At 67.2% G+C, this 16977-nt stretch carries 21 protein-coding genes, 1 tRNA gene and 1 pseudogene; 7 read left to right on the forward strand and 16 right to left on the reverse strand.

Annotation, left to right across the window (positions count from 1 at the left end):
• Nucleotides 1–93: 93 nt before the first annotated feature.
• Complete coding sequence (locus tag ACIA77_RS15325) at nucleotides 94–3741, reverse strand: AAA domain-containing protein (RefSeq protein ID WP_395886488.1); 3648 nt, start codon at nucleotides 3739–3741, stop codon at nucleotides 94–96.
• A complete protein-coding gene (locus tag ACIA77_RS15330; protein WP_395886489.1) occupies nucleotides 3738–4112 on the reverse strand; it encodes a hypothetical protein in 375 nt (124 codons plus the stop codon). Before ACIA77_RS15330 ends, ACIA77_RS15325 begins: the two co-directional genes overlap by 4 nt.
• Nucleotides 4113–4770: 658 nt before the next feature.
• Here ACIA77_RS15330 and ACIA77_RS15335 point away from each other — a divergent pair.
• The 3 genes and pseudogenes from ACIA77_RS15335 to ACIA77_RS15345 form a co-directional block, all read left to right on the forward strand.
• Nucleotides 4771–4917, forward strand: a pseudogene (locus ACIA77_RS15335) (DUF262 domain-containing protein); the annotation flags it as partial.
• 91 nt (nucleotides 4918–5008) lie between these two features.
• Nucleotides 5009–5362 (forward strand): DUF262 domain-containing protein, encoded by a 354-nt coding sequence (locus ACIA77_RS15340; RefSeq protein WP_395886490.1) that lies wholly within the window; start codon nucleotides 5009–5011, stop codon nucleotides 5360–5362.
• A 159-nt stretch (nucleotides 5363–5521) separates the two neighbouring features.
• Nucleotides 5522–6253 (forward strand): hypothetical protein, encoded by a 732-nt coding sequence (locus tag ACIA77_RS15345; RefSeq protein WP_395886491.1) that lies wholly within the window; start codon nucleotides 5522–5524, stop codon nucleotides 6251–6253.
• Between the two features lie 377 nt (nucleotides 6254–6630).
• On the opposite strand, the gene ACIA77_RS15350 is transcribed toward ACIA77_RS15345, so the two are convergent.
• From ACIA77_RS15350 to ACIA77_RS15370, 5 genes are read right to left on the reverse strand one after another with little or no spacing between them, the layout of a single operon-like run.
• Entirely contained in the window at nucleotides 6631–7068 is a 438-nt protein-coding gene (locus ACIA77_RS15350; protein ID WP_395886492.1) for a DUF488 family protein, read from the reverse strand.
• Nucleotides 7065–7709 carry a DUF488 family protein gene (locus ACIA77_RS15355; protein WP_395886493.1) on the reverse strand — a complete coding sequence of 215 codons (645 nt, stop codon included), beginning with the start codon at nucleotides 7707–7709 and terminating at the stop codon, nucleotides 7065–7067. Before ACIA77_RS15355 ends, ACIA77_RS15350 begins: the two co-directional genes overlap by 4 nt.
• Nucleotides 7676–7936: a dual OB domain-containing protein gene (locus ACIA77_RS15360; RefSeq protein ID WP_395886494.1), complete on the reverse strand. Its 261-nt coding sequence runs from the start codon at nucleotides 7934–7936 to the stop codon at nucleotides 7676–7678. The genes ACIA77_RS15355 and ACIA77_RS15360 overlap by 34 nt, the downstream gene beginning before the upstream one ends.
• Nucleotides 7933–8367, reverse strand: a complete 435-nt coding sequence (locus tag ACIA77_RS15365; RefSeq protein WP_395886495.1) for a dual OB domain-containing protein — start codon at nucleotides 8365–8367, stop codon at nucleotides 7933–7935. The genes ACIA77_RS15360 and ACIA77_RS15365 overlap by 4 nt, the downstream gene beginning before the upstream one ends.
• A complete protein-coding gene (locus ACIA77_RS15370; protein WP_395886496.1) occupies nucleotides 8364–8579 on the reverse strand; it encodes a hypothetical protein in 216 nt (71 codons plus the stop codon). Before ACIA77_RS15370 ends, ACIA77_RS15365 begins: the two co-directional genes overlap by 4 nt.
• Nucleotides 8580–9065: 486 nt before the next feature.
• Here ACIA77_RS15370 and ACIA77_RS15375 point away from each other — a divergent pair.
• The 3 genes from ACIA77_RS15375 to ACIA77_RS15385 all read left to right on the forward strand — a co-directional run bounded on the left by ACIA77_RS15375 (nucleotide 9066) and on the right by ACIA77_RS15385 (nucleotide 9833).
• Nucleotides 9066–9138 (forward strand) — tRNA-Arg (locus ACIA77_RS15375).
• A 234-nt stretch (nucleotides 9139–9372) separates the two neighbouring features.
• Nucleotides 9373–9579 carry a hypothetical protein gene (locus tag ACIA77_RS15380; RefSeq protein WP_395886497.1) on the forward strand — a complete coding sequence of 69 codons (207 nt, stop codon included), beginning with the start codon at nucleotides 9373–9375 and terminating at the stop codon, nucleotides 9577–9579.
• Entirely contained in the window at nucleotides 9576–9833 is a 258-nt protein-coding gene (locus ACIA77_RS15385) for a hypothetical protein (RefSeq protein ID WP_395886498.1), read from the forward strand. The genes ACIA77_RS15380 and ACIA77_RS15385 overlap by 4 nt, the downstream gene beginning before the upstream one ends.
• A 94-nt stretch (nucleotides 9834–9927) precedes the next feature.
• Here the strand turns inward: ACIA77_RS15385 and ACIA77_RS15390 are convergent, their stop codons facing one another.
• The 3 genes from ACIA77_RS15390 to ACIA77_RS15400 all read right to left on the reverse strand — a co-directional run bounded on the left by ACIA77_RS15390 (nucleotide 9928) and on the right by ACIA77_RS15400 (nucleotide 11852).
• Nucleotides 9928–10218: a hypothetical protein gene (locus ACIA77_RS15390; RefSeq protein ID WP_395886499.1), complete on the reverse strand. Its 291-nt coding sequence runs from the start codon at nucleotides 10216–10218 to the stop codon at nucleotides 9928–9930.
• Between the two features lie 116 nt (nucleotides 10219–10334).
• Complete coding sequence (locus ACIA77_RS15395; RefSeq protein WP_395886500.1) at nucleotides 10335–11045, reverse strand: ABC transporter ATP-binding protein; 711 nt, start codon at nucleotides 11043–11045, stop codon at nucleotides 10335–10337.
• Nucleotides 11046–11048: 3 nt separating this feature from the next.
• Entirely contained in the window at nucleotides 11049–11852 is an 804-nt protein-coding gene (locus tag ACIA77_RS15400; protein ID WP_395886501.1) for an ABC transporter permease, read from the reverse strand.
• 113 nt (nucleotides 11853–11965) lie between these two features.
• On the opposite strand from ACIA77_RS15400, the gene ACIA77_RS15405 reads away from it, so the two are divergent.
• Nucleotides 11966–12676 (forward strand): hypothetical protein, encoded by a 711-nt coding sequence (locus ACIA77_RS15405; RefSeq protein WP_395886502.1) that lies wholly within the window; start codon nucleotides 11966–11968, stop codon nucleotides 12674–12676.
• A 29-nt stretch (nucleotides 12677–12705) separates the two neighbouring features.
• Here the strand turns inward: ACIA77_RS15405 and ACIA77_RS15410 are convergent, their stop codons facing one another.
• The 6 genes from ACIA77_RS15410 to ACIA77_RS15435 form a co-directional block, all read right to left on the reverse strand.
• Complete coding sequence (locus ACIA77_RS15410; protein WP_395886503.1) at nucleotides 12706–13140, reverse strand: hypothetical protein; 435 nt, start codon at nucleotides 13138–13140, stop codon at nucleotides 12706–12708.
• A gap of 123 nt (nucleotides 13141–13263) precedes the next feature.
• Nucleotides 13264–13896, reverse strand: coding sequence for a hypothetical protein (locus tag ACIA77_RS15415; RefSeq protein ID WP_395886504.1), 633 nt, complete (start codon nucleotides 13894–13896; stop codon nucleotides 13264–13266).
• Between the two features lie 145 nt (nucleotides 13897–14041).
• Nucleotides 14042–14416 (reverse strand): DUF2511 domain-containing protein, encoded by a 375-nt coding sequence (locus ACIA77_RS15420; RefSeq protein WP_395886505.1) that lies wholly within the window; start codon nucleotides 14414–14416, stop codon nucleotides 14042–14044.
• Nucleotides 14417–14423: 7 nt separating this feature from the next.
• Entirely contained in the window at nucleotides 14424–15293 is an 870-nt protein-coding gene (locus ACIA77_RS15425) for an ABC transporter ATP-binding protein (RefSeq protein ID WP_395886506.1), read from the reverse strand.
• On the reverse strand, nucleotides 15290–16114 hold the full coding sequence (locus ACIA77_RS15430) for a hypothetical protein (protein ID WP_395886507.1): 825 nt from the start codon (nucleotides 16112–16114) through the stop codon (nucleotides 15290–15292). The genes ACIA77_RS15425 and ACIA77_RS15430 overlap by 4 nt, the downstream gene beginning before the upstream one ends.
• Nucleotides 16111–16707: a hypothetical protein gene (locus ACIA77_RS15435; protein ID WP_395886508.1), complete on the reverse strand. Its 597-nt coding sequence runs from the start codon at nucleotides 16705–16707 to the stop codon at nucleotides 16111–16113. The genes ACIA77_RS15430 and ACIA77_RS15435 overlap by 4 nt, the downstream gene beginning before the upstream one ends.
• Between the last annotated feature and the right edge of the window lie 270 nt (nucleotides 16708–16977).

The following is a 16977-nucleotide window of genomic DNA, read 5'->3' on the forward strand; positions in this document are numbered from 1 at the left end:
AACTCGTGGCAGCAGGTCACCGTGGTGCACGGCAGCAGCACAAGTGGCGGCGAACGCGCGCTCGAGTGAGGGACAGGTTGCCGGTGACCGCCTTCAGCCCTCGAAAAGACGCCAAGCCGGGAGTCGGGACGCATCCGTCGTGGTGGTGCGCAACAACTTGGTTCGTTCCAGTTGCAGCCGGAGGTGGTGATGCGGCGCACGGTGCCCGTTATAGCCGTGATCGAGGACCACGGCACGCTCGAGTGACCCGGTGCCAACGATCGCGTCAGCGACGTAGCCGTTTCGCCGCTCCGCGAGGCTCACGGTGCCTGACGCCCGCCGGGTCAACCATTGGTGCAGCAGTGCGTCCAGCGGATTGGAGTCCGTGGGGAGGGGCTGAACCGAAGCACCTTCGGCTGCCGTGCTCAGCGCTTCGCCGACGCCGCCTCGGATGCGCCACGTTTCCCGGTCGCCGACGACGATGAGGTGACTACGCGCTCGAGTGATCGCGACGTTCCACAGCGTTCGTTGCCGTAGCAGCCAGTTGAGTGACGGAACCGGAAAGCCCCGGCCTGCAACCAATGAGAAGACGATAACGTCCTTTTCTCCTCCTTGAAACGTGTGCACGGTCCCGACCTTGACCCTCGCTTCATCGGCCCACTGGCGTTCCAACAGCCGTTGTTGCCCGGTGTATGGGGTCACCACTCCGATCTCGCCGCCCTGTGGAAGGTCGCGGAGCAACCGCGTAAGCACTTCACTGACCTTCTCTGCTTCACGCACGTTGAACCAGGAGTATCCGCGGTCGCGGGTCGCTTCGCCGACGACGTCAACCCAGGCGACGGCAGGCAGTCCAGAACGGGATCGTGCGCGGACATCGGTCAGTACGGTCAGGCGGCCGCCGTAGAAGTGGGTGTTGGCGATAGCGGCGATGTCCGGATGACAACGGTAGTGCTCGTCGAGCAACATGGCTCGTCCCGCCACGTTCTGCAGCGCTTGGAACGCGGAGTACCGGTGGTAGCTCAACTGTCGGGTTTCGAGCGTTCCTGCCGGGATTGCGCGTTCGCGGCGTATCTCGGCTTCTTGCGCGGCTTGGAGGGTGATCACCGGACCGAGTTGCATCACGTCGCCGATCACGAGGGCTCTGGCTCCGCGGTAGAGCACCGGGATGATCTGCGGTATCGAGCACTGGCTGGCCTCGTCGACGATCACGAGGTCGAACAGGGCCGGCGTCGTCGGCATGCGGCGAATGCTCAGCGTTGTCGTCGCCCAACCGCGGACGTGGGGCAAGCACCGGCGCAGCTCGCCCCAATCGCTCCTGTTGTAGTCCGATGCCGCTCGAACCAATGCTTCGATGGTGTCTCTGCCCATGACGGCGTTCGAGTGAACGGTCGACTTGAGCAGCTCACGTGAAGTGGAGGCTACCCGTTCGACGGCGCGGGCCAGCGCGGTTTCGATTGCGTGATCATCCGGGAGTTGCCGAGCGCGCGTTCTTTCGCGGTACCAGGTGTTTTCGTTGCGTGCCCAGTCGGCGATTGCCTGGCAGACGGCGACTGTGGCGACTCCGCACCAGTTCACGCGCCGGCCGAATCGGGCACGGCGCCAGCCTCCGAAGAACCGCGCACCGGCGGCGCGCTCGGCAGCTTTCGTCAGCTTGGTGAGGTCGATGCTCTGGAAGCGCGCACTGACGTCGTTCGCAGGCGCGCCCAGTGCCGCGGCGAGGTTTTCGCGTTGTGCGGCGATATCCAGCAGGGAACGCTCCGCAAGGGCCTTGTTCTCGGCCAGCCGGTTTGCCTCCCGGAACTCCTCCTGAGCACAAGACAGTTCGGCCACCGCGGTGGGGATGTTCTTGTCCGGAGGCCGGATCGTCAGGAGTTCGCTGAGAGATCGTTGTTCCAGCTCCCGATTGACTCGGTTTCCCGTGCGCACAACGGCGCCGGGAAGGATCTTTTGACAGCGGTTCCACACCTCGTCGACCGCCTGGTTGTTCGTGGAGGCAACCAGGACCGATTGCCCGCTGGCGATAGCCGTGGCAACCACGTTGGCGACCAGCTGGCTCTTGCCAGTCCCCGGCGGGCCGGTCGCGACCGTGAGCCGATGGGTCATCGCTGCGTCGAGGACTGCTCGCTGACCGTCGTTGATCGGCTGCGGAAACACTGGTCGCCACCGCCGTGGGGGCTCTTGCGGGGGCGTGTCGAGGAGCGCTGCCAAGGCCGTTTGGTGCACGGTGGCTTCGTTTGTACCGATGTGGTCCAGGTCTTTGAGAAGCGAGTTGTTCACCTTTTCGGAGCTGTCCGATCGTACGAGGAAGAGCGTGCCGGAGTTGCGCGCTCCCACCACCGGAGTCCGCACTTCGATCTCGGGTTCCAGGGACGTCGGACGGAGTTCCTGGACCGCGGACAGCCCGAGCTCTTCGAGGTAGTACCGGATCTCCTGAAGCATCTGCCCGTGCATCCCGGCCTGCCAATGCGACCGATAGGTCTCGAGTAACTGCTTGGCGCCGGTTTCGCCCAACAGGTGCGTCGCCAGGCCAGGGTGAGGCGTAATCGTCCCCACGGGTTTGAGACCCGACCCACCTTCGACCTGTACCACGGTGACTCTGGTGAGCAAGAGCGGCGCGAACAGCGGGCGGGGGTAGGCTCGGCCCGAGCGGTCCTTCAGGAGAACGATCGCGGGATACCCGTACCACAGCTCGGTGTTCTCGTCGGCCTGACTGGCGAGTTCCATCAGCTCGTCGGGGAGCGGGATTCCCCCCGACTCGTCGAGGTCGTGTGACAGCATGCGCTCGTGCCCGGGAATGCACGCGTAGCGGCGGCTCGTCTCGTGGACCTCCATGAGGGGCCATTGTTCGGAGCCGATGAGCAGGCAATCCCGGTAGTACCCGAGCAGAGCTTGCCAGCTCTCGTCTGGCTGTTCTTCGGCTCGGACGGTGGGAACCGGAACGGGCGGCCGATCGGAAGAGCCACGACGGCTGGCTGCCGGTACAGGTCCGCCGACTCGGCAACGCGCGAGGTCGATCCTCTTGTTGACCTTGTCCGCCGAGATGACGGGCGCCTGGGGCGAGTGGGTGCCGGCCTGGCGAACTTGCTGGTTGACGTAGTGGAAGAGTTCGTCGACGGAGATGAGTCCGTCTCCTCCGGTATCTCCCTTACCGGTGTCCAGGGCGGCGACGAGTTCCGCGGTGAACACCGACAGCTGAGGTCCTGCGCTCGGTCTGGTGTCGACCCACGACTGTTCGTTCGGTCCGCTGGAGGCCATCACATACACACCCCGAGGCGCGGGAAGGCTGCCAGGTTCCGGCGACGCTTTGGCGAGCCGGGTGACGAAGCCGAGGGTGTAGCCACCGCTGTAGCAGCAGTCGAAGATGGCGACCTTCCGCCCGGCCAGACTTTGCTCGAGCTGCTCGTTCACGTACGTCGCGCTCACGCCGCTGCGTTCGCAGTCGTCGAGTGTGGTGTCGGCCGCGACGAAGTAGAACTCGGAAGTGGTTTCCCTGAGGCGATGTCCGTGGCCGCTGATGTACAGCACGCCCAGGTCGTCTTCGGCGAGCCGGCTCAGGAAGCCGCCGACTTGGTTCCGCATCTCCGCGGCCGTTGGATCCAACACCACCGTGACTTGGTCGAACTGTCCGACCGCCGGATCCCGCAGTACTTGCTCCAGTGCCCGCGCATCGGCGTGGGTGCATGGCAGAGGTGGGAACGAGCTGGAGTCCTGGTAGTTGGCGTTACCGATCAGCAGAGCGCACTTGCGGCCCGCTCCGCTCATGACCGCCCGTCTTCGAGCAGCTTGGCGATGATCCGCTCCTGCGCGTCGTCGAGCCCCGCGGGAATCTCCACCTCGACATCTCGGACCTTCATCCGAACCGTGCGACGTTTTGTGACAGCCCACTCCTTGATGAGGGCGAGGAGCACGGTGCCGGTCGTGGTAGCCGCACCGCTGAGGAAGACCCACAGCGTCACTTCGCCGACGCCAGTTCCCTTCGCGCCGTTGACTTCCGGTCGAAGCGCGGAAAACCGCGCTTCGCAACCGTCCACTTCTGCGATTTCGGAGGCCAACGATCGGGCGAGTATTTCTCCCGAAATTGAATTGCCGCCATCGGGCATCCACAGCTCGCACGTCGGCGCGGAGTTGTCCATTGGCCCCCCTCGGGCTGGTTCCACCGTCCCAAGATCACGGTAGCGGCGGAAGACTACACCCGCTTCACCCCTTCGTGGGTATTGGGTCCGAACGAGTGATACCGATTATTGTCGCCCGTTCAATAATTGGAGAATTGCCGTTGAGCTGCGATAATCGGCTGGTCTGGGCGGCGAAGAAAAAACCGTACGAACGTAATGCTCGAAGAATTCACCGATCTGGTCCAGTCTGAACTTCGACCGATTCATCCGCTTTGAGGTCTTTTCCCGCTCCGGCTGACGATCATCCTCGGCCAAGAGCGTGGCGAACCCGTGTTCGTCAACACCGCCACTGCTGCGGAAAGGCTGCATCGCAAAGCGACAACACCGGCTTGGCGAGGCGTTCCGACGGTCCGAAACCCTTCGCGTCCGGTCTGTGGCACGCCGTCGATCGTGGTGCCGCCGTGGCTCTGCGGCTGGGCGGCGGCCTCTTCGACGGAACCGTTGAGCCGAACGAGGAGAAACGATTCGTGCCTCGTCGACGACTAGATCACCGTTACGCCAGCCCTGAAGGGAAGTTTGTGAACGGCACGCACGTTCGGTCACCGAGTTTCGGCTGGCCTGTGGCTGGCCCGTTGCGCGGAGACGAACCCCGTTGTGAAACCGAGAGAGAGGAAGTGAAGTGGTCGCGGCGCGCGAGACGACCCTGCAGGAGCTTCTGGAGGGATCGAAGCAGTACCAGGTTCCTCTGTACCAGAGGACGTACTCGTGGAAGAGCGGTCAGCTCGAGCGGCTGTGGGAGGACATAACACAGCTGGCGAAGGATCGCGCTGACGATCCGGAACTGACCCACTTCATGGGATCGGTGGTGCTCGCGCCCAGCCCGGCTAACGGCGCCACGGGGGTGCAGGGAGTTTCTGGTGATCGACGGCCAGCAGCGTCTGACCACGTTGTCGATCCTGCTGTGTGCGATACGAGACTACCGTGCCAAGCGCGAGGATGCGGAGCACCGGGACCGGATCGACCAGCAGTATCTGATCAACAAGTGGAAGAATCAGCGCCTGAAGCTCGTGCCGACGCAGGCCGATCGCGCTGCTTACCTGGCCTGCCTGAACTCCAGTCCGCAAGCCGGCGGCAGCGACCGTATCGGTGCTGCCTACCGCTTCTTTTCGGCGCAACTCGCCGCCGCTGACGACCCGGACGATCCTGAAGACATCGAGCGAATCGAGGACGGCCCTGTGGAGAGCGAGGACTCGCGTCGACAAGGAGGTTGACAAGCGAAGGGCGGTGCAGGTGTTACGGCACGACACACGCGAACGCGGTCACCTGATCTGGCTCGCGTGCTTCGGTGCCCACGCACACCGTTTGGCAACTTCTGACGTGTGCTTTGGGTTCGCGGGGCGGCTCTCGCCCCGCCTGATGAGGGGGACTCAATGGCAGAACCTGATGGGTACTTCAAAGGCAAGGATGGCAAGATCCACCCGCGGCACAACCCGAAAGGCGGCGGAGGCGCCAAGGTGTTCGTTGCCGGAGTTGCGCTGGTGGCGGCAGTCGGTGGCGGGGGCGCGGTATCTCTCGGCGGTGGTGCATTCCTGGATGGTGCCACCACGGCTGGTGAGACCCTGCCGGGCAACCTCGCCGGCGACGTCGCGGACAGCCTGCCCGGGCGCAGCCTGCGAGTTCGAAAGAGTGAGAGCCAAAAGTCGGCGCGTCAGGGCAACCGAGACCAGGCGCTGTCGAAATTGAAGCTGAAGAACTTGAGGAAGACGGCTCGCCAGGAAGTCAACTGTCTGCTGGCCACCACCGACAAGGTCCGCAACTACGTCGCTGAACACCGCTGCACGTCGCTGGGCCGTGGGCTTTACGCCGTGGGCGACGGCCACGGCAATGCGGCGATAATCTCCGTAGCAAGGATGGGGTTCACCACCAAGAACCACGCCGCCGGCTGCGAACGAGTGGAAAAGGTGCAGGGCAGCGGAGACATTACTCCCCTCGGTGGCGGATTACTTGGGCTCGCCGGCATCCACTTCACGGGTTTGCACTTCGACTCCCGCTTGGACGGTACGAAGCTGGTGGTCGCAGAAGCGGAAACAGCGACGGGGCACATGGACAACGAAATGCTCAACACTCTCGCCGAGGTCTTCGTCTGGTTCCCGACCCTCTGACCGGCGTCAACGCCGCTGCAGGTTCGAGATCCCGAATAATAAACGCGTTGCGGCAGGACGGCAACGGGTGGAAGGACGAGCAACGCAGTGCACGTACGGGCTGGAGGAAGACGTCGCCTTCAACCTCGTCGACGACGGCGGGCTGCGTGAGCCGCATACTGGGATGCCGCCTAGCACGTCGGTGATCTCGTACAAGACCGTTGGCGACCGCATTCGTGTGCCGTGTTCATCTATGGGCGGCGGCATCAAGCTGGTGCCGGACGGAGCGGCCGTGTTTTCTGCCTTCGTTCGGTGGCGTTGCAATGCCATTGATCGATCCGGAAGCCATCGCCGCCGTGAAATGGACGGCGTGCTGACTCCACCGTGTTCCGACAGCGTCAGGTCAGGTGCTCGACGGCGACGTCTTCCCAGCGTTGGGCGAGGTATTCCGCGACCAGCCGGCGATGACATCGGTGCGGTTTGTCTTCGCTGCAGAGTAGTACTGCGTTGTCCAGCAGCCCTTCCGGGAGCCTGGCCTCGATGTTCCGCTGCCGCAGCAGGTCGAGGAACTGGGATTCGTACGCGGGCCAGCCGATGCCGTGCTTCTTGTAGTCGTCGAGCATGGCTTGGGTGGGCGCGAGTTCGGGCCGGTGGCTGTAGGACATGCCGCAGAGTTCGCGGAGGAAGTACTTCAAGTCGTCGCGCTTGGCGAAGCCGGCGAGCTGGGACACGTTGTTGAGCCGGACGTCGACCAATGCGGTAGTGCCCGATTCACGGAGCAGGCCGAAGAACTTTTCGGCGGACTTCTTGGTGAAGCCGATGGTGTGAATCTTCATGTTCGGGTGGTCCGTTCGGTGCGGAGGTCTTCGTCGACGTAGCCGATCCGCTCTTCTTGGCGGCTCAGTGCGTCTTCGAGTCGTTCGGTCCTGGAGCGGAACAGATCGGCGTCGTCCAGTCCGAACCGGGCCATGAGCCGTTCCATTGCGGCATCGTGGGTCTCGAGCCGCCCGTCGCGGTGAACGTGGCTGACGGAGACGCTCCGTTCGGCGAGGATCCGCGAGACGAGGATGGTGCGATGACAGTCCAGGGGTTCGCTCTCCGTGCACAGGACTGCGATCCGCTCGGACTGTACGCCCTTCACCAGGCGTTCGATGCCACGGGAGAACAGCGCTGTCCGAGCGAGGCGCCTGTACTGGACCTTGCCGTCGACGTAGCAGCCGGCGTCGTCGGTTCGGGCGCCCAGTTCCTTGCCGAGGTGGACGTACTTGATCCCGACCTTTCGAAGACCGCGTTCCAGCGCATCGCGGTTGAACTGCGGCGCGAACCGGCTGTGGGGAACCGACCGCACATCGGCGATCGCCGTGACCCGATGTTGTCCGAGCAGCGCAAGGAAGGCTGGTAGCTCGTGCGTCGAGTGGCCGACGGTGAACAGGGCATCGGGCGTCATCGGCGGATCGCCGATCTCTGGTCGGAGCACTCGACGATCGCCGCGGCCAGCTTGTAGAAATATCCCTTGTGCGGGCTTTCGGTCAGGCTCACGGTCACGTAGGCCTCGCCCAGTCGATAGTTGCCCACTCCCTTGGCCCGGAACCGGGACTTGTACTGAGGATCAGTGACCTTGAGTGCGTAAACCGTTCCCTGGTGGAGAAACCGGGCGCGCATGTCGTCTTCCTCGTATCTGGCGGGCGTCACTTGAATCGTCACGTTGTCGACATGGATGAGGTTGAGCGAATGCGTGATCGACGGTTGGCTTGCTCGGGCACGCGATCGTTGATCCCACTGTTGGTGCTTGGGCCGGTGAGCCACAGGCTACCCGGCTGGTCCGCGAGCAGATCCAGGTCGTCCTGACCGAGATGTCCAACTTTTCGCCAACGCGCTCGCGTGTCGAGCAGCCAGTTTTCCCGCTGGAACCCGACCGGCTGCGGTGCCCGGAGGTGGACTTCGACAATGTCGAGCACCTGCGGCTCCGAACCGTCGACGTAACACCGCTCGGCGTCGGAGACCGCGCGACCCGCCCGGTGGCCCACCGGCCGAATCCAGCTTCCCGCCCCCTGCGCGATATCGATGCCGGCGACGCACCGCCCGCCCGGCTTGTCCGAATTCGCGAGGTAGACCAGTAACTTCGTCCTGGTCACGCTCGTCCTCCCCGGACGCCGCGCAGGGGCGCCGTGGTTGTCACTGGCGGCAGCGTGGCGGTCACGGGTGTCGCGTTCTTTGTGTCGGGGGCGCTCGAACGGCCGATGAAAATGCCGGCCACTGCGGTGATCGGTGCGGCGACGGCGGCGACCCGCTTGTGCCCGTCGCTACAGAAGACCTTGTTCGCTGGCTGTGCTTCGTCTTCGCTCACGTCTGCTCCTCCCCAGGGCAGTGATCGCGATCACTCCAGAGCCTGGTCGAACCCTACGGTCGCGGGAGGGTGTCAACGCCAGGCCCGCGGGGTTTCGCGTGGTCCACGCCAATGGATCCCTGAAATCCGCGACGTGTCTACGTTGGACGAAGGCGTCGCCGCCAGGGCGGGGCGGATCTGATTGCCACGACATTGTCCGGCTACGTCGAGGAATCCCTGCGGAAGGATGGACTCGATCTGGGCCCAGTCGGGCCGCTGCGGATGGTGGGCCTGCTATCCCGATCGTCGCTGGCGAGTCGCTCCCGCACACCCACGTGGTTGACTACCGCACCCACCCGGCAGGCCACCACCGTCGTCGTCGGCATGCATTTTCGGACCCGGTGTGGATTGCCGCTTCCTTCGCTGCCGCGGCCTCCGGACCGGCCTGACCTGTGGCGGGCTGAGCTCGGGGCTGGTGCCTCGTGGGATGCTAAGGTTCTGCCTGAAGCCCTCGTAGCTCAGGGGATAGAGCACCGCTCTCCTAAAGCGGGTGTCGCAGGTTCGAATCCTGCCGGGGGCACAAAACCCCTGGTCACGGGTGTGGCCAGGGGTTTCGTCAGCTCGGAACGCGGGGTGGCGGGTTGGGCGCTGACGGCTCGAGGCTGGAAAAGATCGCGTCGACGCGGCGGTGCGAGTGTCGGACGACCTCGGTCCGGGAGGCCCGGTCGGCTCATAGCGCTGTCCACGCGTGCGCCGGGCGACACCGAAGCCGGCCGGTCTGCTGTTGCGGTCCCGGGAGCAGTACGTCGACGGGGTGACCGAGGCGAGATGGTCGTTGGTGCGCCGGATCGCCGTGGCGCACTACCGCGGTGCAGTGCACGAGCCTTCGCTGACCGGCTGCGGTGGCAAGGCTCACGTGCTCAGCCCCGGCACCTACGTCGACGATGTCGCCGAGCTGGTGGACGACTCGACGCGATGGCCCCCGAAGACGGTGAGACCGCGATCGACGTCCAACCCATGACGCAGCAGCTGATCGACCGCGCCGTGAGCTGGCGGATCCCGCCGCTGTCCGAGCGGCCGGCGCCGTACGGCCGGCGTCACCGATCCCGCCGACGTCACCTGGCTGCGCACGGTGCTCTCCGACCAGCCGGTGCGCTGCCGCAACAGCCCGCGCACCTCGACAACCCCGCCGCGCGCGCCGTCCAGCGCACGCACCTCCACTGCGTCGGCGCCACTCCGGCGGGCATCACGCGGCGCCCCGTGCCGCCGAGCTGAGCGAACTGCTGCTTGAGCTCGGGTAGACCGCACCAGGGCCGGCCGGAGGGCGGCAACTCGAACTCGACGGTCTGCGCCGGCGGGATGGCGTCCATCAGACCACGCCCTTGACTTGTCCGGGTGGCCCGGGCCAGAACCGCGCGGCCTCCAGGCCCCGCGCGCCCAGCACCACCGTTGGCGCTCGGCCGAGGTGGTCGAGCACGCCGGTCAGTACCTTCTCCGCGCTCTCGAAGGACTGCAGCTCTTCGGGCTGGTCACGGGCGCCCGCGCCGAGCGAGTGGAAGGAGCAGGCCCGGTTCCGCTTGCCCGGCGTGATCTGGAGGTGCGTGAACTGGTCCAGCGCGTCGTTACCGCCGTACAGCCGGGATGATGACCGGCTGGCCAATTTCGAGGACGCGCCGAATGTGTCACTACACAGTGGACACTCGCACTGGGCGGCGAGCTCCGGGGTGGACCCGCCGCGCCCTGGGGGACAGCGCGGCGGGTCCGGCTCCGGAGTGGTCAGCGGACGCCGCCGCCGACGTTTTCGATGATGCGGAAGAATCCCTCCTCCAGGTCGCCGTTCACGGCGAGGCCCTGGACCTCGCCCTCGTACCGGGTCCGGCCTGCGACGAGAACACCCACGCGGTCGCAGATCTGCGCGATCTCCGACAGCTGGTGGCTGGAGATCATGATGGTGACCCCCGAGCCGGCCAGCGACCGGATCAGTGTGCGCATTTCCCGGATGCCGACGGGGTCGAGGCCGTTCGTCGGCTCGTCGAGCACGATGAACCGCGGCCGAACCAGGAGGGCGATCGCGAGGCCGAGGCGCCAGCGCATGCCCAGCGAGTACTGCGAGACGCGCCGCTCACGCACGTCGGTCAGCTGGACCTGGGCCAGCACGGGCTCGATCCAGTCCGCGGACACGCCGCGCAGCTTCGCGTGGATTCGCAGGTGCGCCAGGGCGTTCAGGTGCGGCCACAGGCCGGGGGCCTCGACGAGCGCGCCCACGTCGCTGAGGAGCCCGCGGTCGTACGGCCGGCCGAACAGCCGGATATCGCCGCTGGTCGGGCGCTGCAGGCCGAGCACGGTTTTCATCAACGTCGTCTTGCCCGCGCCGTTCGGCCCGAGCAGCCCGTAGACCTCGCCCGACCGCACCTGCAGGTCGACGCCGTCCAGTGCGCGGTGCGCGCCGTAATGCTTGTGCAGTCCCGAAATCTCGAGAGTGAACATCGATCACACCTCCATGCGGCTCAGGTGCCGGCACCCGGCGGCCAGCAGGACGGCCAGCAGCCCGACGGAAAGGGCCACCGCCACGGGGATCACGCCCGGATCGGCGAGCGGGCTGTACGGCGGCAGCGCGATGCCGTTGGGGCTGATGCCGGCCACGGGCAGGAGCACCCGCATCGGCCAGGCGACGGGAATGGCGAACCAGAAGGCTTTGTCCGCGGTCAGTGTGCCGGCGAGCAGCCCGACCACGCCGACGGTGATGCCGGGGCCGAGCCCCCACAGCACCGAGACGAGCAGCGCGAGCGCCGACGTCGCCAGCCCGGCGAGCCACGGCAGGTAGGCCGCGGCGGTGATCGTGCCCAGAACTTCGCCGACTTGCCCGTTCAGCACCGCGCCGCCCGCGAGAACGGCCAGGAGGATGGTGCTCGAAACCAGGTTCAGCGCGGCCAGTGCCCCGAATTTGCCCGCGAAGTAGCGCCACCGCGGCACCGCGTACGACAGCAGCAGCCGCCAGGCCTCGTTGTCCGCGCGCACGGCCAGCGCGGCCGTGAGGCCCGCACTCATCGGCACGAGCGCGCCCCAGAACTCGAGCGTCACCCGGCTGAACACGCCCCAGGTGTCGCCCGAGGCGCCTTCGGGGGAGAACAACGAGCCGAGGTAGAGCGGCACGGCGATCGCGATCGGCGCCAGAATCGTGTACCAGAGCAGGAATCCTCGCCGCATGCGGGCCAGCTCGGTGCCGACGACCGTCCACAGTGCGGGGTGGTCCCGCACCGCCGGTTCGCCGAGCACTTCCGCGCCGGAAGTCATGGCTCCTCCGTTCCGCCGAATTCGGTGTCGTCCGGTATGTAGCGGTGAGGGGCCGAGGTGGTTCACGCCTTTTTCGGCGGCACTCGATCGTGGTGGTCCGGTACCCTGTGGACATGGTCGAGACGCCCCCGCTGTTCTCTGCGGTCTGCCGCGCGCTCGTCCGCGCCGGGCTCCCACTCGTCGAGTTGTCCGATGTGGACCTGTTCGAGGTGATCGCCGCGACGGCGGAATGGGTCGGCCCCGAAGCGGGGCCGGAGGTCGATCCGCGGCCCGTCGCCGAGGAGTTCGAGAACCGCTTGTCCGGCGGCTGGTTCGCGGAGCCGACACCCGGCGAGGAACAGGCCCATTTCTCGGTGGCGCCGGAGCCGCCGCGCGTGGCGCTGGTCCGCCCGGAGCCCGGCAGCACGAAGGTTTTCGACGACAAGCCGCTCGGCGCGTGGTGGACGTCGTCCCGTCTGCCGGACGGCACGAGTTGCTGGTCGCGGAGCGAAAGCCTGGTCGGCACCCCGGAGACGCGCGCGGCGGGCGAGTTTCCGCAGCGTCGCGAGCAGTGGGTCACGGTCGACCTCGCGGCGGCGCGGATCCACCGCATCGAACGCGCGGCGGACTTCGCCGTGCTGCTGGCGGACTATCCGCTGGCCGGCAGTGGGTTCCCGCGGGTGGACTGGCTCGCCGTCGCCGAAGATTTCGACGCCGTGCACTTGAGCGCGCGCGGGCTGGTGTACACACAGGACGTACCGATCGCCACGGACCGCGGCACGTCGGCGTTGCGTGGCTGGAACTGCGAATCGACGGCCTGGCTCACCGCACCGCGGCTGCGGTGAGGTGCCTGGCCGGCACCTCACCGCGGGAGTCAGCAGCCGACGACGACGACGTCTTTGCCGCTGGTGTGCGCGGTGACGGGCTGGTAGGGCACCTGCGTCGCCACGCCGAACGCTTCGCCGTGCATGACCCAGCCGTCGTGGCACTGGTTCCAGGCGGCGTTGGACTTGATCTGGTTCTTGCCGGAATTGCGCTGGACGAGGCTGTCGCCGACCAGCTGGTACTGCTGGTACCCGGTGCGCAGCCACAGCTTCACCTGGATCGTCATGCCGGTGACCTTGGTGTTGCAGCTGAACACGCCGTGGACGTTCGTCGCGCCGGGCACCGTGTGCGAACCGTGGGGGTAGTCCACGCTGATCGAGCACGATGGCGGCGCGAGCGGTGCTGCGCTCGCCGTCGCGACGGGCAGCACTGCGGTGGCGATCGCGGTCGCCGCGGCGACGGGCAGGGCAAGGGTTTTCTGCACGGGATTCTCCTTTCCGGGCGGAAGTTGCCCGTCCAGTAGAAGACGTGATCATCGCGTGCACAGCACCTTCGGCGGCTTGTGGCAGCTTCGGAAGCGATCATGGCAGTCCGGCCGGTTCCGGGCTCAGTGGCGGGCCACCGCGACCAGCATCGCGCTGCGGTCGGCCATCCGGGATTTGAGCTCGGAACGCCCGGATACCCCCCATTGCTCGTACAACCGGCGAAGCCGGCGGTACATCGAACGCTCCGAACAGTAGAACTCGCGCGCGATTGCCGAGATGCTGCTGCTGCCGCACAGCATCCGCATGAGCCGGCCGGTTTCTTCCGGGTCGACGGCTTCGGTGTCCGCGGCGGGTTCGAGCGCGCGCACCTCCGTGAGCCGCGGTCCGCGCCGAGGCCGGCCCGAACACGCGGCGAGAACTGCGCCGAGCTGCTTTTCGTGTGGCAGCCGGACGTTCAGCACCGCGCTGGCTCCGCTGTCGATCGCGCGAAACGTCTGGTGCCCGTCGAGGTCGTCGACGACGGCGATGATCTGCCGCAGGCAATCCTTGAGCCGCAACGACCGGATCAGCGCGACGTCGGGTTCGCTCGCCGCCGGGACCAGAACCGGTGTTCCGTCGGGCGGCAGTACCACCAACGACGGTGGCTCGAGAAAATCGAGCGTGACACCGGCTAACGCCCAGTCTTCTCGGCTACCGACGGGACTGAAACGTAAGCCGGCGTGTGCTTTTATCACTAGGTAGTATGACGCATCCACCACAGGTCCCCCATCCTGTTGGGTGTCAATCAACCACTAGTGAAGATAGCACTTCACAACCCTTCTCCAAGTCTCATTCGAGTGAAAGGCAGAGTTGCTTTTTCCGATAAAGAGACGAGTGGCGAGCGAGGCTGGTGGGGCGCGGTCACCGCTTCCCGCACAGCCCGATCGCCGTGCTGAGCAGGGAGCCTAGGCTGATCTTCCCGCCGGTGGTGCCCTCTTTGCGCAACGGCTCGATAGCCGGTACTCCGGCCGCTTCGGCCTTGTCGTTGAGCGCATAGGACTTTCCGTTGGGTGCGACGAACACCACCTGGTCGGCGCTCTGGCATTCGAGTGTTCCGCTGTCGACGGTCAATGGCCACAGATATCCGAAATTGGCCTGGGTGACCGCTTGCCGGTTCGATGTCGGCGGCGGCAAGGGGACGGCACTGGTCGAGGCCGGGTCACGGGTGCCCGAGCCGCACGCGGTGAGCACGAACGCGGCGGCGAGGAAGCCGGCCACGGTGGCGATCCTGGACATGTCCACCTCAGATTTTCGACTGCTCGTGCGATTGCAGAAGAGCGACGTAACCGTCTTCGAGCGTGGGCGCAACCAGTTGCGCGCCGGGCGGAGGCGTGCCGACCAACCGGTACACGGTGCCGCCGGGCCCGGACACGGCGTTGACGACGGTGCCGTCGAGCGGCGGTTTCTCGCTCTGCAACTGGAAAGTCCGGTCCGCCGCCGCGTCGGTGAGGCCTGCGGTGGTGCCGTGGTGGAGCACTCGGCCCTGGCTGAGCACGCAGACTTCGGGGCAGGTTTGGGCGACGTCGTCGAGGATGTGCGTGGACAGGATCATGATCCGGTCTCCGCCGAGCCCCGCGAGCAACGCACGGAACCTCATGCGTTCCTGCGGGTCGAGCCCGGCGGTCGGCTCGTCGACGATCACCAGCCGCGGATCACCCAGCAGCGCCTGGGCGATGCCGAGGCGGCGTTTCATGCCGCCGGAGAAGCCGCTGATGCGCCGGCCGCGGTGTTCGTCGAGCCCGACTTGGCCGAGCAGGTCGTCGACCTGCGCGTGGCGGAGGTGTTTATCGTCAACGCCTTTGAGGAGCGCGACGTAGTCGAGGAATTCGCGGGCGGTGAGATCTGGGTAGAGCGCCAGCTCCTGCGGCAGGTAGCCGAGCATGCGTTTCACGGCGGTGCGGCCGGAGGACGTCGCGAGGTCGTGGTCGCCGACGCGCACCCGGCCGGCGGTCGGGCGCAGGATGCCGGTGAGGACGCGCATCAGCGTGGTCTTGCCGGCGCCGTTGGGTCCGAGCAGGCCGGTCATGCCGTCACCGAGGCGCAGGTCGACGCCGTCCAGCGCCGCCTCGCCGCGGCGGTAGACCTTGGTGAGTCCTTCGATGACGATCTTCACCGGATCGCTCCGTCCTGTCCGTCGTGGCGGTCCGCTCGCCAGGCCAGCACCAGCCGAGCCGCGCAGAAGAACACCACCGCGCACAGCAGGACGAGCGCGATGTTCAGCAGGGCCGGCCCGGCGCCGGCAGGCGGGCTGAGGAAGCCGGTGCGCCCGCGCGCGGCCCAGACGTGCCGCGCGCCGAGCCACGCGACGGCCGGGTAGCCGCCGAGCGGGGAGAACACCGTGCCGGTCGGGGTCGGTACGGGCACGAATCCCGGGCTCAGCTGGGTGGCCCAGAGCCACAGCGCCACCACCACGACCCGGGCGAGTACGACGGGCATGAGCAGCCCGAGCAGGCCGGCGAGTGTGGTGATCGCGAGTGCTGCGGGCACCAGCACGGTCACGATGCCGAGGAGCGAGTCGACCACCGGGACCACTGAGCCGGCCTGCGCGCTGACGACGGCGCCGATCAGCAGGACGACGGCGCCGACCGGTGCGAGCGCCACGGCCAGCGCGCCGGCGAGATTCCCGGCCATGCGCGCGGTGCGGCCGGCCGGGGTGGTGTCGAGGACTTCGGTGAGGCCGGGCCGGGTGTGCTGGCTCAGCCGCCCGGCCAGCGCGACGCCGAGGCCCGCCACCGCGAAGGTGTTGACGACCACGAGCGTCATCCCGACGCGGCCCACGGGATCGGCCATGCCGGTCACCACGGGCGAAGAGAGCGCCAGCAGAACCGCGAGCGCCGTCAGCGGCAGCAGCGAAAGCCACAGCACGCGTCCGCGCGCGGCCATGCGGGCCTCGTAGCGCACCGAACCCTGTACTGCGCTCCAGGTCGTGCTCATTCGTGTCCCCCGTCGAGCAGGCCCCGGCCCTCGATGATCCGGCGCGCGGCCGGCACCGCGAACAGCGCCGCGATCACGAGCAGCGCACCGATCCGGCCGGCCGGGGCGGAGAAGAACCGGTCGAGCACGAACAGCTGCGCGAACCACGCGCACAGCACCACCGTGGACGCGGCGGCCACCGACCGCAGCACCGCGGCGGCCCACGTGCCCGCCGCACCGAGCATGAGGCCGAACGCGCACACCGTGGCGAACCGCGCGACCGCCTCGGCACTCGGCACCAGCCCGGCCGCCACGATCACCGCCGCCAGCAGGACGGCCGCCCCCAGCAGTCCGAGCCGCCGCGCGAACGTCGTGCCCAGCGGCGTCGGCAGACTCAGGTGCAGCTCCACCGCCCGCTCCCCACCGGCGACCGCGGCCGCCGCCACTCCAGCCACCAACGGCGGCACCGCCTGCGCGACCCACGCGCCGGCGAACCCGGCACCCCGCAGGCCGAGCCCGCTGGCCAGCACGAGCGCAGCAACCAGCGGCGGCGCGGCGAGGACGTGCCGCCCCGCCCGTTTTGCCTCGTAACGCCACAGCTGGAGGTGGTCCATACCTGGTACGTAGCGGCGGAGGGCCGGCTGGTTCACGCGAATTCCCGGCGGCGTTCGGGCCGGGGTGGTTGGCGGGTGGCCAGGACGAACAGCGCGGGGGGAGGGCCGACCTTGCGGTGTCCGGGTTTGGTGTGACCGCGGTACTGGTGCTGTGGTGGTCGGGGTCGGCGAGGCTCTCGTGAAAGTGCGACGGCGTTCGGGCGACCGTACGGGGCGGCCAGCCGGCGCGAGCGGGGCGGGGGAGAGTGCCGAGGGCTCGGTGTCCCGGAT

Source organism: Amycolatopsis sp. NPDC051903, assembly GCF_044452505.1.
Taxonomy (GTDB): domain Bacteria; phylum Actinomycetota; class Actinomycetes; order Mycobacteriales; family Pseudonocardiaceae; genus Amycolatopsis.

Bases quoted from the DNA above. Each gene is read 5' to 3' on its own strand.
- ACIA77_RS15385 (WP_395886498.1), top strand. From the start codon at position 9,576: ATGACGCAGCAGCTGATCGACCGCGCCGTGAGCTGGCGGATCCCGCCG.
- ACIA77_RS15420 (WP_395886505.1), bottom strand. From the start codon at position 14,416: ATGTCCAGGATCGCCACCGTGGCCGGCTTCCTCGCCGCCGCGTTCGTG.
- ACIA77_RS15430 (WP_395886507.1), bottom strand. From the start codon at position 16,114: ATGAGCACGACCTGGAGCGCAGTACAGGGTTCGGTGCGCTACGAGGCC.
- ACIA77_RS15435 (WP_395886508.1), bottom strand. From the start codon at position 16,707: ATGGACCACCTCCAGCTGTGGCGTTACGAGGCAAAACGGGCGGGGCGG.
- ACIA77_RS15395 (WP_395886500.1), bottom strand. From the start codon at position 11,045: ATGTTCACTCTCGAGATTTCGGGACTGCACAAGCATTACGGCGCGCAC.
- ACIA77_RS15350 (WP_395886492.1), bottom strand. From the start codon at position 7,068: ATGAAGATTCACACCATCGGCTTCACCAAGAAGTCCGCCGAAAAGTTC.
- ACIA77_RS15325 (WP_395886488.1), bottom strand. From the start codon at position 3,741: ATGAGCGGAGCGGGCCGCAAGTGCGCTCTGCTGATCGGTAACGCCAAC.
- ACIA77_RS15330 (WP_395886489.1), bottom strand. From the start codon at position 4,112: ATGGACAACTCCGCGCCGACGTGCGAGCTGTGGATGCCCGATGGCGGC.
- ACIA77_RS15405 (WP_395886502.1), top strand. From the start codon at position 11,966: ATGGTCGAGACGCCCCCGCTGTTCTCTGCGGTCTGCCGCGCGCTCGTC.
- ACIA77_RS15400 (WP_395886501.1), bottom strand. From the start codon at position 11,852: ATGACTTCCGGCGCGGAAGTGCTCGGCGAACCGGCGGTGCGGGACCAC.
- ACIA77_RS15345 (WP_395886491.1), top strand. From the start codon at position 5,522: ATGGCAGAACCTGATGGGTACTTCAAAGGCAAGGATGGCAAGATCCAC.